Origin of the sequence: Tsukamurella hominis, from assembly GCF_965137015.1 — a bacterium.
Taxonomy (GTDB): domain Bacteria; phylum Actinomycetota; class Actinomycetes; order Mycobacteriales; family Mycobacteriaceae; genus Tsukamurella; species Tsukamurella hominis.
This window is the reverse complement of record NZ_CBCRZG010000006.1, coordinates 102288-115280: the sequence shown is the minus strand read 5'-3', so window position 1 is coordinate 115280 and position 12993 is coordinate 102288. Positions and strand designations below refer to the sequence as shown.

Genomic DNA, 12993 nt, shown 5'->3' with positions numbered 1-12993 from the left:
GCGGGCGTGACATTCCGCGAGGAACACGAGGCGAACGTCGCCGAGCTGCGTGAACGGCTCGACAGGGTGGCGCAGGGCGGCGGTGAGCGGGCACGCGCCCGGCACGAGGGCCGCGGCAAGCTGCTGGTGCGCGAGCGGATCCGGCGGCTGCTGGACACGGGCAGCCCGTTCCTCGAGGTGGCGCCCCTGGCGGCCGAGGACATGTACGACGGCAAGGCCCCCTCCGCGGGCGCCGTCGCCGGCATCGGCACCGTCTCCGGACGGCAGGTGATGATCGTCGCCAACGACGCGACGGTCTCCGGCGGCACCTACTACCCGGTCACCGTGAAGAAGCACCTGCGCGCGCAGGAGATCGCGATGCAGAACCGGCTGCCCTGCGTGTACCTCGTGGACTCGGGCGGTGCCATGCTGCTCAACCAGGAGGAGGTCTTCCCCGACCGCGAGCACTTCGGCCGGATCTTCTACAACCAGGCCACCATGAGCGCTGCGGGCATCCCGCAGATCGCCGCGGTGCTCGGCAGCTCCACCGCCGGCGGCGCCTACGTGCCGGCCATGAGCGACGAGACGATCATCGTCCGCGACCAGGGCACCATCTTCCTCGCGGGCCCGCCGCTGGTGAAGGCCGCCACGGGCGAGGACGTCTCCGCCGAGGACCTGGGCGGCGGCCTCATGCACTCCACCAAGTCCGGCGTCACCGACCACCTCGTCGACTCCGACGACGAGGCGCTGGAGAAGGTCCGGCAGATCGTCGGGCGCCTCGGTCCCGTCGGCGAGCGGCAGTGGGAGGTCCGGCCCGCGCTGCCCGCCCGTCGCCCGCAGACCGACCTGTACGACGTGGTGCCGACCGATCCGAAGATCGGCTACGACGTGCGCAAGCTCATCGAGATCATCGTCGACGACGGCGAGTTCGACGAGTTCAAGGAGCTCTTCGGCACCACGATGGTGACCGCCTTCGCGCGGATCCACGGCCACCCGGTGGGCATCATCGGCAACAACGGCGTGATCTTCGCCGAGGCCGCCCAGAAGGGCGCGCACTTCATCGAGCTCTGCGACAAGCGACGGATCCCGCTGGTCTTCCTCCAGAACATCACCGGCTTCATGGTCGGGCGCCAGTACGAGGAGGGCGGCATCGCCAAGCACGGCGCCAAGATGGTCACCGCCGTCGCCTGCGCCCGTGTCCCCAAGTTCACGGTGATCGTGGGCGGCTCCTTCGGCGCCGGCAACTACTCCATGTGCGGCCGCGCCTACTCGCCGCGCTTCCTGTGGATGTGGCCCAACGCAAGGATTTCCGTGATGGGCGGCCCGCAGGCCGCCGACACCCTCGGCTCCGTCCGCCGCGAGCAGGAGGGCATGGAGGAGTTCAAGCAGGGCGTGCGCGATCAGTTCGAGCGGCAGTCGCAGGCCTACTACTCCACGGCCCGGCTGTGGGACGACGGCGTGATCGACCCCGCCGACACCCGCACCGTCCTCGGCCTGGCGCTGGAGGCGGCGTCCCGGGCGCCGCTGGCCGAGGTCTCCTACGGCGTCTTCCGGATGTGAGAGGGACGAACATGAGCAAGATCGAGAAGGTCCTGATCGCGAACCGCGGCGAGATCGCCTGCCGCGTCATCGATACGCTGCGCACGCTCGGCATCGCCAGCGTCGCGGTGTACTCCGACGCGGACGCCGACGCCCGGCACGTGAAGCTCGCCGACGAGGCCGTGCGCCTCGGCCCGGCGGCCGCCACCGAGAGCTACCTGCGCATCGACAAGGTCGTCGAGGCGGCCCGTGCCACCGGCGCCGACGCGGTGCACCCCGGCTACGGCTTCCTCTCCGAGAACGCCGCCTTCGCCCGGGCGCTGTCGGAGGCGGGCATCGAATTCCTCGGCCCGCCCGTCGAATCCATCGAGACGATGGGCGACAAGATCACCGCCCGCGCCGCGGTGGTCGAGCGCGACGTTCCCGTGGTCCCCGGCATCAGCCGTCCGGGCCTCACGGACGCCGACCTCATCGACGCGGCCGAGGGCATCGGCTTCCCCGTCCTCATCAAGCCCAGCGCGGGCGGCGGCGGCAAGGGCATGCACCGGGTCGAGACCCCGGCGGACCTGCCCGCCGCGGTCGCCGCGGCCCGGCGCGAGGCGGCCGCCGCCTTCGGCGACGACACACTGTTCATGGAGCACTTCGTGGACACCCCGCGCCACATCGAGGTGCAGGTGCTGGCGGACAAGCACGGCAACGTGATCCACCTCGGCGAGCGCGAGTGCTCGCTGCAGCGCCGCCATCAGAAGGTGATCGAGGAGGCCCCGTCGGCCCTGCTCGACGAGGCCACGCGCGCCGAGATCGGCCGCGCCGCGTGCGACGCCGCCCGCTCCGTCGGGTACACGGGCGTGGGCACCGTCGAGTTCATCGTCTCGGCCAAGCGGCCCGACGCCTTCTTCTTCATGGAGATGAACACCCGCCTGCAGGTCGAGCACCCCGTCACCGAACTGGTGACCGGAGTCGACCTGGTGGAGCAGCAGATCCGCGTCGCCAATGGCGAGGAGCTGTCGCTCACGCAGGACGACATCGTGCTCACCGGCCACGCCGTGGAGGCGCGCGTCTACGCGGAGGACCCGGCGGCCGGCTTCCTGCCCACCGGCGGCACCGTCACGGCCCTGCGGTACCCGCGCAGCGACCGCCGCGGCCCCGTCCGGGTGGACACCGGCATCGAGGCCGGCAGCGTCGTCGGCAGCGACTACGACCCCATGCTCGCCAAGGTGATCGTGCACGCCGACGACCGCGAGCAGGCCCTGCGCCGGCTCGACGAGGCCCTCGCCGGCACGCAGCTCACCGGCCTGCGCACCAACGTCGACTTCTGCCGGTTCGTCCTGGCCGACGCCGACGTGGTCTCCGGCGCGCTCGACACCGAACTGCTGGACCGCCTGGCGCCCACGTACACCCGCCCCGAGCCCACGGTCCGCGCGTACGCCGCCGCCGCGGTCTCGGCGGTCGCCGCCTCCCGCGGGGAGGGGCCGTGGGGCACCGAGACCGGGTGGCGCATCGGGGGCCCGCGGCCCACCGTCGTCCGGTTCGCCGGCACGGAGGAGACCGGGGAGGTCCACGTCTCGGTGCTCGGCGACGCGGTCACGGTGCGCGGCACCGCGGAGGGATCCACGCTCGACAGCTCGGGCACGGCCCGGATCATCGGCGAGCGGCTCGTGGTGGACGGCTTCTCGACGCCGGTCACCGTCGCGCTCGACCGCGGAACCTATTGGGTCAGTGGCGAGGACGGCACGTACGAGCTGCCGCTCGCGAAGTCCACGTCGAAGGACCGCGACGGCGCCCACGGCGGCGACGTCGTGAGCCCCATGCCGGGCGCCGTGGTCGCGGTCCCGGTCGAGGACGGCCAGACGGTGACCAAGGGCGAGACCCTGGTGATCATCGAGGCGATGAAGATGGAGCAGCCGCTGATCGCGCCGCACGACGGCGTGGTCTCGATCGCGGTGCGCGCAGGAGACAAGGTGACCGCGGCCCAGGTGCTCGCGAGCGTCACGGCTACCGAAACGGAAGAGAACTGACATGGAACTGACCCAGGACTACGCCGACCTGCGGGACACGGTGCGCGACTTCGCGAACCAGGTGGTCGCGCCCGTCTCGGCCAAGCACGACGAGGAGCACTCCTTCCCGTACGAGGTCGTGAAGCAGATGGGTCGGATGGGCCTGTTCGGCCTGCCGTTCCCCGAGGAGTACGGCGGCATGGGCGGCGACTACTTCGCGCTCGCCCTCGCGCTGGAGGAGCTAGGCCGCGTCGACCAGTCGGTCGCCATGACGGTGGAGGCCGGCGTCGGCCTCGGCGCCATGCCGATCTACAAATTCGGCACCGAGGAGCAGAAGCAGAAGTACCTGCCCTCCCTGGCCGCGGGCGAGAACCTCGCCGGCTTCGGGCTCACCGAGCCCGGCTGCGGCTCGGACGCCTCCGGCACCCAGACCACCGCCAAGCGCGACGGCGATCAGTGGGTCATCAACGGCTCCAAGCAGTTCATCACCAACTCCGGCACCGACATCACCAGCCTGGTGACGGTGACCGCGGTGACCGGCACCAAGCCCGACGGCCGCAAGCAGATCTCCACGATCATCGTGCCCAGCGGCACGCCGGGCTTCACCGTGGAGCCCGCGTACAACAAGGTGGGCTGGAACGCCTCCGACACGCACCCGCTGAGCTTCTCCGACGTGCGCGTGCCCGCGGAGAACCTGCTGGGCGAGGAGGGGCGCGGCTACGCGAACTTCCTCTCCATCCTCGACGAGGGCCGCATCGCCATCGCCGCCGTCGCCACCGGCGCCGCGCAGGGCTGCGTCGACGAGTCGGTGAAGTACGCCAAGGAGCGCAACGCCTTCGGCAAGCCGATCGGCGAGTTCCAGTCGATCGCCTTCGCCATCGCGCGGATGGAGGCGCGGGCGCACACCTCGCGCGTCGCCTACTACGAGGCCGCGCGGCTCATGCTGGCCGGCAAGCCCTTCAAGAAGGAGGCCGCCATCGCCAAGATGATCTCCTCCGAGGCGGCGATGGACAACGCGCGCATGGCCACCCAGATCCACGGCGGCTACGGCTTCATGAACGAGTACCCCGTCGCCCGGCACTACCGCGACTCGAAGATCCTCGAGATCGGCGAGGGCACCACCGAGGTCCAGCTCATGCTGATCGCGCGTTCGCTGGGGCTGAACTCGTGAGCGAGCAGGAGCCCGTGCGCCGGCTCACCCAGCGCGGCCTGTGGTTCGACGAGTTCTCCGAGGGCGTGCTCTACGAGCACCGGCCCGGCGTCACCGTCACCGAGGCCGACAACATGCTGTTCACCAAGCTGACCATGAACACCCAGGCGCTGCACCTGGACGCGCACTGGTCGGCGCAGCAGCCCGGCTTCGGCGGCCAGCGCCTGGTGAACTCGATGTACACGCTCTCCACCCTGGTGGGCCTGTCCGTCGCGCAGCTCACCCAGGGCACGCTCGTCGCGAACCTCGGCTTCTCCGAGATCGCCTTCCCCGCGCCGGTGTTCGCCGGCGACACCCTGTACGCGGAGACGCTGTGCACGGGCAAGCGGGAGTCGAAGTCGCGGCCCGGCGAGGGCATCGTCAACCTGCGGCACGTCGCGCGGAACCAGGACGGCGCCGTGGTCGCGGTGGCCGAGCGGTCCACGCTGGTGCGCCGGGCACCGTCGGGGGAGGGGGCGTAGATGTTCCACCACGACGGGCGCGACGCCCCGGCCTGGCAGCCGCCGGGCCCCGCGATCCTGTTCTGCCCCGCCGATCGGCCCGAGCGGTACGCCAAGGCGGCCGAGCGCGCCGACGCCGTGATCCTCGACCTCGAGGACGCGGTGACCGCCGACGCGCGGCCCGCGGCCCGCGCGGCCCTGATCGACAACGATCTCGACCCGGCGACGACGATCGTGCGGGTGAACGCCTTCGGCACCTACGACTTCGCCGAAGACATCGAGGCGCTGCGCCGCACGGCCTATCGTGTGGTCATGCTCGCGAAGACCGAGTCGGCGCACCAGCTGGACAAGCTGGCGCAGGTCGACGGTCTGCAGGTGATCGCGCTCATCGAAACGCCTCTCGGGGCGGTGAACGTGAACGAGATCGCCGCCCATCCGCGGTGCATCGGCCTCATGTGGGGCGCGGAGGACCTGGTGGCCGCGATGGGCGGGCGGTCCAGCCGCTTCGCCGACGCGACCTACCGCGACGTCCCGCGGCACGTCCGCTCGGCGACCCGCCTCGCGGCCGCGGCCCACGGCAAGTTCGCGCTCGACGCGGTGCACATCGACATCGCCGACACCGAGGGGCTCGCCGCCGAGGCCGAGGACGCCGTGGCGCTCGGCTTCGCCGCCACCGTCTGCATCCACCCCTCGCAGGCGGCCGTGATCCGCGCGGCCTACCGGCCCACGGACGACGAGATCGCCTGGGCTCGCGAGGTGCTCGAGGCCGAGGCCGGCAACAACGGCGTCTACCAGGTGCGGGGTCGGATGATCGACGCGCCGCTGCTCGCCCAGGCCCGCGCGATCGTCGCCCGGGCCGACTGAAGAAATCAGTAGGAGTGAAGAGATGACCACCCCGTCCTACGATCGCGGCGAGGCCGAGCCCGCGCTGCTCACCGCCACGATCGGCGCCCAGCTCGAGATGACGACCGACCGGTTCGGCGAGCGCACCGCCCTCGTCGACGTGCCCTCGGGCCGCCGGTGGACCTACGACGAGCTGCTCGCCGACTCCCGCGCGTTCGCGGCGGGCTTGCTGCGGAACGGGATCCGCCGCGGCGACCGCGTGGGCGTGTGGGCGCCCAACACCCCGGAGTGGGTCGTCGTGCAGTTCGGTACGGCGCTGGCCGGCGTCATCCTGGTCAACCTCAATCCCGCCTACCGGCAGCGCGAGCTGGAGTACGCGCTGAACCAGTCCGGCATCGTCGCCGTGTTCACGATGACCCGCTTCAAGACCTCCGAGTACGCGGCGATGCTCGCCACCGCCCGGCCGGAGGCCCCCGAGCTCCGCGACGTGGTGGAGTTCGGCACCCCGGCGTGGGACGCCTACCTCGCCGCGCCCACCGAGGACGAGCTCGACGCGCTCGCCGATCTCGGCGACGAGCTGCGTGCCGACGACCCGATCAACATCCAGTACACCTCGGGCACGACGGGATTCCCCAAGGGCGCCACGCTTACCCACGGCAACATCCTCAACAACGGCTTCCTCGTGGGTGAGCTGCTGAACTACACCGAGCAGGACTCGATCTGCATCCCCGTGCCCTTCTACCACTGCTTCGGCATGGTGATGGGCAACCTCGCAGCCATCACCCACGGTGCCGCCATGGTGATCCCCGGGCCCGCCTTCGTGCCGGAGGACGCGCTGGCCGCCGTCGCCGCCGAGAAGTGCACGAGCCTCTACGGCGTGCCCACCATGTTCATCGCCGAGCTCGCGCTCGGGAACTTCGACTCCTACGACCTCTCCAGCCTGCGCACGGGAATCATGGCCGGCTCGCCGTGCCCGGAGGAGGTCATGCGCAAGGTGGTCGACCGGATGGGCATGTCCGAGGTGTCGATCTGCTACGGCATGACCGAGACCTCGCCCGTCTCCACGCAGACCCGCGTGGACGACGCGCTCGAGCTGCGCGTCGGCACCGTCGGGCGGGTGGGGCCGCACCTGGAGATCCAGGTGATCGACCCGATCGACGGCACCGTGATGCCCCGCGGCGAGGTCGGGGAGCTGTGCACCCGTGGCTATTCGGTGATGAAGGGCTACTGGAACAACGCGGAGAAGACCGCCGAGGCGATCGACGCCGAGGGCTGGATGCACACCGGCGACCTCGCGACCATGGACGAGAACGGCTACGTGCGGGTCACCGGCCGGATCAAGGACATGGTGATCCGCGGCGGCGAGAACATCTACCCGCGCGAGATCGAGGAGTTCCTCTACACCCACCCGGACATCCTCGACGCGCAGGTGATCGGCGTGCCCGACGAGAAGTACGGCGAGGAGCTGATGGCCTGGATCCAGCTCCGGGAGGGCGTGGACTCCTTCACGATCGACGACCTCAAGGCCTTCGCCGATGGGAAGATCGCGCGCCACAAGATCCCCCGCTACGTGCACGTGGTATCGGCTTTCCCTATGACGGTATCGGGAAAGATCCGCAAGGTGCAGATGCGAGAAGAGTCCGTGACGCTGCTCGGTCTGGAAGGCTGACGGCGTGTATTCGATCGATCGCTTCGCAGAGTCCGCCGGCGTCCCCGCGGGGGACTACGACACCTCCCCGGAGGGGAGATATGAGGCCGTGTACCAGTGGTCCGTGTCCGAGCCCGAGGCGTTCTGGGGTGCGGTATGGGACTTCTTCGAGCTCGGTGAGCGGACCGGACCGGTGCTGGCGGCGCGGGAGATGCCCGGCGCCCGCTGGTTCCCGGAGGTGGAGCTGAACTACGTCGATCGGGTGCTGCGGTTCGCGTCGCTCCCGGGTGCCGCGATCGTGGGCCTGTCGGACGACGGTGCGCGGGTGGAGATCCCGTGGTCGGAGCTGCCCGCGCGCGTGTCCGCGCTCGCGGAGCTGCTGCGTTCGTTGGGCGTGAGCGTGGGCGATACGGTCGCGGCGTACCTGCCGGACGAGCCGTTCGCGGTGTTGGCCTTCCTGGCGACGGCGTCGATCGGCGCCGTCTGGTCGGGCTGCGGACAGGACTACGCGCCGGAGGGCGCGGCCGGCCGGATGGCGCAGCTCGCGCCGAAGGTGCTCTTCGCCCGGGACGGTTACACCTTCGGTGAGAAGTACGTCGACAAGCGTTCCGACACCGCGGAACTGGCGGGGCTGCTCGGTGTCCCGACGTCGCACGTGATCACCGAGCTGCCGGAGCCGACGGCTTCCACACCGCCGTTGAACCCGGTGCAGGTGCCGTTCGACCACCCGCTGTGGGTGCTGTTCTCGTCGGGCACGACGGGCAAGCCGAAGGGCATCGTCCAGGGCCACGGCGGCATCCTCGTCGAGCACGTGAAGGTGCTGGGGCTGCACAACGAGATCGGGCCGGGCGACGTCTTCTTCTGGCACACCGCGCTGTCGTGGATGATGTGGAACTACCAGATCGCCGGGCTGCTGATGGGCGCGACGATCGTCACCTTCTCCGGGCACCCCCTGGCCCCGACGGCCGACCGGTTGTGGCAGGTCTGCGAGGACGAGAAGGTCACCTTCTTCGGCACCAGCCCCGGCCAGCTCCAGGCCTCCCGCAAGGCGGGCTTGAACCCCGGCGCCGAGCACGCGCTGGTGCTCAAGACGATCGGCAGCACCGGCTCGCCGCTGGCGCCGGACCTGTTCACCTGGGTCGACGAGCACGTCGCCGCCGGGCTGCCGGTGAGCTCCGTGTCGGGCGGTACGGACGTGTGCAGCGCCTTCTGCGGCGGCACCGCCTCGGTGCCCCACGTCCCCGGCGAGCTGACCGTCCGCTACCTGGGCTGCGCCCTGGAGGCGTGGGCGCCGGACCGGACGCCGCTGATCGACGAGGTCGGCGAGATGGTGATCACCATGCCGATGCCGTCGATGCCGACCAACTTCTGGAACGACCCGGGCGACGCCAAGTATCGCGCCGCGTACTTCGAGCACGAGTGGACCGACGGCATCGCGCCGAACCTGTGGCGGCACGGCGACTGGGTGGAACTGACCGATCGCGGGTCGATCACCATCCACGGCCGCAGCGATGCGACCTTGAACCGCAACGGCATCCGGATGGGCTCTGCCGACATCTACGAGGTGGTCGAGGCCGTCCCGGAGGTCGCGGAGGCCATGGTCGTCGGCGTCGACGGGCCGGACGCGAAGTACTGGATGCCCATGTTCCTGACTCTCGTGCCGGGGAAGGAGCTGACGGACGAGCTGGTGCAGCGCATCCGTATGGACGTCCGCACCCGGCTCTCGCCGCGGCACGTGCCCGATGAGGTTCTCCTCGCTCCCGGCATCCCGCACACCAAGACGGGGAAGAAGCTCGAGATCCCCGTGACCGGCATGCTCGCCGGCCGCGACGTCAACGTCGACCCGAAGTCCGTCGACGACCCGGACCTGCTCGGCTGGTACGCGGCGAAGGGTCGCGCCCATATTTGGTAGGCGTTTGAACGGCTCGTCGTCGACGGTGGATAAGTACGTTGCAAATACCTCGGTCTGCGGGCGAAAACAGTGCCTGTATGCTGCGATGGACCGTGTGCGCGACCGTGCGGCTTAGTCTTGAGAGGGCAGGACAGCAAATGGGGGATGAACAAAGATTGGCCAGGAAGGTAACGCTTCCACTTGTCTTCTTGATAGGATTGGTTCTCTATCTTCTGCGATACTTCCTTTACCCTCCGCGAGACGGGCAATCAGCCACCGCGGCCATTTGGGGGGCGTTGACGGATAACGTCATTGCAGCGATTATTGTCGCTGTTGCGGTAGGGGGTGTCCTCAGGATACTCTTTCCCGCATCGAAAGATGCAGTGAAGCCAATTTTGTTGTCGGGTGGAAAATTGAAGGCCACCCTGAATGGTGATGCGAAGAGCTCGTCGACCTGGAAGATAAGAGCACGTACTGGCACGTATTTCGTGCAAGAGACCCTACCAATCCTCGCGAGTCGCTCAGAGCCTCTAAATGTGGACGTACTTCTGATGGATCCGACGATTGATGGATTGGGCACCTATCAGGCGATGCGGCCACCGCGTGACAGGAACAACTGGGATCCAGAGAAGATTCGAGCGAATGTGTGCATTAGTGTCATTCGAATTCTGCAGACGACTCGCTACAACGCAAGATGTCGGATAGATCTGCGCCTTGTTAGTGCCGGATGGGTGCAAAGCTTGGATATATCGAGCGAGAGGGCTTTTCTGTGTGGACAACAGAGAGGTGATGCCGCACTTCAAGTTTCCCGGGGTCATGAGCTCTACCAGCGATTCGTTGACGACTTTTCGGCTGCGCAGGCTCTGGCGAAATCAATTCCTTTGATGCCGACTGCAAACTTGGATCTAGGCGATCCATCAGCGCAGATCACTCGGAGCGCGGTGCTCAATTTGGAACAGTTCTTCAAAGACAATCTTGGAATTGATTTCCAGTCCGATAACGGTCTCGTGCGAAAGATTTGTGAGCGATCGAAAGAGTCTCATCATTATGACTGAGTCGACAGGTGCAATTGGCGATGCCGAGCGATGGATAGCTCATCAGACGTGGCCTGATGCCCGCTTCATGATCGAAACCGCTGAGGTGTCTGGGTTTGTGCATCCCTATGGCTTCACCGTTGTTCGAGCTGAGTCTGTCTTGGATGGATGGCAAGCTAGGGTGCATTTCTGGACGCCTCAGGTTAGAGGTCCTGTCGATAATTTTTCGGTGCACTCTCATGGGTGGCATCTCGCATCGCTTGTCTTGATTGGCTCTGTGGTAGAGAAGCGATACCTGGTAGTCGAAGACGAGGACGGCGGCTGGGAGCGGTTTCAGGTCGAAAGCACCGTCAATGAAGGGGAGAGTCTGCTCCGAGCGGACGGGCGGACGTTTGGTCTCAATTTGAAGGATATGGCGAGGCGAACGAGCGAGACTGGAGTCTATTCGATCGCTCGCGATACATTTCATTCGACGGGGACCGATTCGTTTGCAGTTACGTTATGTATAACCTCTACTGCTTCGTCTGGCGAATCTTTCGTTCTGGCGCCGCGGTCCCGAACTGGTGAAACACAAGTGGCTGCATTTCGTCGTGCGGCTGTCGAAAACCTCTCGGAGCTAGTTGCTCGAGCGGATGAAATGTACCTCGCCAGGATTCCGAAAGAAGACCAGTGGGCGTCATTTGTTTTCATTCTAGACGCGAATGATCGGATCGCAATGGCCCGTACCGCTCGAAACCCCGGATACTGGATGCCTATCGGCGGTCGAGCGAAATCTTCTGACTCCGATCCGTTGGAGACTGTCATTCGGGAGGTGCAAGAAGAAGTGGGGCTAGAAGTTCGGGGGGATCGACTTGTTCCCTTGGGGGAGTATTCAAGAGACATAGGTGTAGGTGTCACGTATTTTTGGCGAATGCGTCTGCGTGATACAGAATTGCTGATTCCAAGTATGGAAGAGTTTGACGAGTTCGAATGGATGTCACAAGGCGAGATCTTGCGCAGAAACATATTTTCGGGGACGAGGAATGTGCTTCTTAGCCGAGTGGCCTTGTGATCAGTTCTCGCCGGCAGCCTTGTTGATCAGGTACGCGGCGGAGATCGCCTGGCGCGCGAGGTCGAGAGAGACCGAGGTGGCCTGGATCGCCCACCGCCCGACGGTGACGTAACACGAGTACGGCTCCGTGGGGTGCGCGATGGAATCGCAGCCCGCCTGTGTTCGGGAGAATCCCGGCACGTCGTACGCGGTGGCGGTCGGGTCGGCGCGGGTCTCCGAGAGGAAGGTCTTCGCGGACTGGGGGTTCCGTGTCCGGACCACCGTGGTCCGTGCGGTGCTGCCGACGAGGTCGACGCCGTTCCGGGTCGCGGACGCGAGCCAGTCGGGGCGTCGATTCATCAGGTGTCGCGTGCGCGGCGAGTAGTAGCCGTCGCCGAACTCGAATCCGCTGGAGAAGCCGAACGCGGTCCGGGTCCGGGAATCGTTCTGCGAGGCGAGCGTGCGCGACATGATTCCGTCCTTGTCCATCGGGACGGCCGGCACCGTGAGCCCCGAGAGCCGCACCGTCGGGACGTACGTGCGGGACCGTTCGACCTGGGCAGCCAGGCCCTTGATCGCGAGGTCCTCGCTCCCCGCGCCCCGGGTGGTGGCCCAGACCAGCGAGATGAGGTTGTTCACCGGCGCCGCGACCGCCGTCTTGGTCAGCCCGCCCGCCGTCGTGCTCGACACCACGACCGCGCCGGGGATCCGCGCGAGCGCTCCGGGCGGCGGAGTTCCCGCCCGGAGCGTCGTCATGGCCTTCTCGGCACTGTCGTCGGTGGTGAAGCGGAGCAGCGCGACAGCGAGTTGTGTCTTCGGAGAGGTGGAGGAGTCGCCGGCGGCGGTCGCGAACCCGGCGTCGAACCTGGTGTTGAGTTCCAGGTTCGCAGCTACCCGGGGAGGAATTCCGCCTGTCCGGATGCCGCGGGCGCTGTCGCGCTCGATGAGTTGCCCCACGCGGAGCAGCGGCCCGGCACCGGCCTCGGGTTCGTCCGATACGGACGCCGTCAGGTCCGCGCGGATGTCCGACGGCGCCACCACCGCATCGGCCATGACCAGCCCCTCCTGTTGCCACGCGTCGGCCGCGGACTGCGCGGTGACGGTGCGGGGCGTGGTCGGGAAATTGCCGGGGTCCACCTTGGAGACCGTGGTCTCGGCGACCGGCGTGCCCGCGACCACCGTCGAACAGGCGGAGAGCAGCCCGACGACCAGCGCGACGACGGCCGTCGCCGTTCCGCTATGTGCTTCCATGCTCCGCCCCCGAACCCCCGACGACACCGAGTATGTCGGGCGGCCGGGCCGGAGGCTCGGCGAGCGGCGGATCGTGTTCGAATCGCAACAGTGCATGGTGCGGGATCTGGTCGGCAGTCCGCCGCTCATGG

Annotated in this window: 10 protein-coding genes; 9 read left to right on the top strand and 1 reads right to left on the bottom strand. The window is 67.7% G+C overall.

Annotated features, from left to right (window positions below):
* The first annotated feature begins 6 nt into the window (after positions 1–6).
* The 9 genes from ACM9LD_RS10505 to ACM9LD_RS10465 all read left to right on the top strand — a co-directional run bounded on the left by ACM9LD_RS10505 (position 7) and on the right by ACM9LD_RS10465 (position 11632).
* Positions 7–1539 carry an acyl-CoA carboxylase subunit beta gene (locus tag ACM9LD_RS10505; RefSeq protein WP_415676610.1) on the top strand — a complete coding sequence of 511 codons (1533 nt, stop codon included), beginning with the start codon at positions 7–9 and terminating at the stop codon, positions 1537–1539.
* Positions 1540–1550: 11 nt separating this feature from the next.
* On the top strand, positions 1551–3536 hold the full coding sequence (locus ACM9LD_RS10500) for an ATP-binding protein (protein WP_415676609.1): 1986 nt from the start codon (positions 1551–1553) through the stop codon (positions 3534–3536).
* A gap of 1 nt (position 3537) precedes the next feature.
* On the top strand, positions 3538–4686 hold the full coding sequence (locus tag ACM9LD_RS10495) for an acyl-CoA dehydrogenase family protein (protein ID WP_415676608.1): 1149 nt from the start codon (positions 3538–3540) through the stop codon (positions 4684–4686).
* Entirely contained in the window at positions 4683–5186 is a 504-nt protein-coding gene (locus tag ACM9LD_RS10490; protein ID WP_415676607.1) for a MaoC family dehydratase, read from the top strand. The genes ACM9LD_RS10495 and ACM9LD_RS10490 overlap by 4 nt, the downstream gene beginning before the upstream one ends.
* Positions 5187–6029 (top strand): HpcH/HpaI aldolase/citrate lyase family protein, encoded by an 843-nt coding sequence (locus ACM9LD_RS10485; protein WP_415676606.1) that lies wholly within the window; start codon positions 5187–5189, stop codon positions 6027–6029.
* A gap of 22 nt (positions 6030–6051) precedes the next feature.
* Positions 6052–7677 carry an AMP-binding protein gene (locus ACM9LD_RS10480; RefSeq protein ID WP_415676605.1) on the top strand — a complete coding sequence of 542 codons (1626 nt, stop codon included), beginning with the start codon at positions 6052–6054 and terminating at the stop codon, positions 7675–7677.
* Positions 7678–7681: 4 nt separating this feature from the next.
* The gene (locus ACM9LD_RS10475; RefSeq protein ID WP_415676604.1) at positions 7682–9568 is read left to right on the top strand and encodes an acetoacetate--CoA ligase; all 1887 of its coding nucleotides are present in this window, start codon (positions 7682–7684) and stop codon (positions 9566–9568) included.
* Positions 9569–9705: 137 nt separating this feature from the next.
* Positions 9706–10602, top strand: a complete 897-nt coding sequence (locus tag ACM9LD_RS10470) for a hypothetical protein (protein WP_415676603.1) — start codon at positions 9706–9708, stop codon at positions 10600–10602.
* Positions 10595–11632 carry an NUDIX hydrolase gene (locus ACM9LD_RS10465; protein WP_415676602.1) on the top strand — a complete coding sequence of 346 codons (1038 nt, stop codon included), beginning with the start codon at positions 10595–10597 and terminating at the stop codon, positions 11630–11632. Before ACM9LD_RS10470 ends, ACM9LD_RS10465 begins: the two co-directional genes overlap by 8 nt.
* Here the strand turns inward: ACM9LD_RS10465 and ACM9LD_RS10460 are convergent, their stop codons facing one another.
* Positions 11633–12862, bottom strand: a complete 1230-nt coding sequence (locus ACM9LD_RS10460) for a DUF7373 family lipoprotein (protein ID WP_415676601.1) — start codon at positions 12860–12862, stop codon at positions 11633–11635.
* Positions 12863–12993 lie beyond the last annotated feature (131 nt).

What these genes read in the sequence shown, in the direction of transcription:
- ACM9LD_RS10485 (WP_415676606.1), top strand. Translation starts at nt 5,187, where the DNA reads ATGTTCCACCACGACGGGCGCGACGCCCCGGCCTGGCAGCCGCCGGGC.
- ACM9LD_RS10480 (WP_415676605.1), top strand. Translation starts at nt 6,052, where the DNA reads ATGACCACCCCGTCCTACGATCGCGGCGAGGCCGAGCCCGCGCTGCTC.
- ACM9LD_RS10500 (WP_415676609.1), top strand. Translation starts at nt 1,551, where the DNA reads ATGAGCAAGATCGAGAAGGTCCTGATCGCGAACCGCGGCGAGATCGCC.
- ACM9LD_RS10495 (WP_415676608.1), top strand. Translation starts at nt 3,538, where the DNA reads ATGGAACTGACCCAGGACTACGCCGACCTGCGGGACACGGTGCGCGAC.
- ACM9LD_RS10470 (WP_415676603.1), top strand. Translation starts at nt 9,706, where the DNA reads ATGGGGGATGAACAAAGATTGGCCAGGAAGGTAACGCTTCCACTTGTC.
- ACM9LD_RS10460 (WP_415676601.1), bottom strand. Translation starts at nt 12,862, where the DNA reads ATGGAAGCACATAGCGGAACGGCGACGGCCGTCGTCGCGCTGGTCGTC.
- ACM9LD_RS10465 (WP_415676602.1), top strand. Translation starts at nt 10,595, where the DNA reads ATGACTGAGTCGACAGGTGCAATTGGCGATGCCGAGCGATGGATAGCT.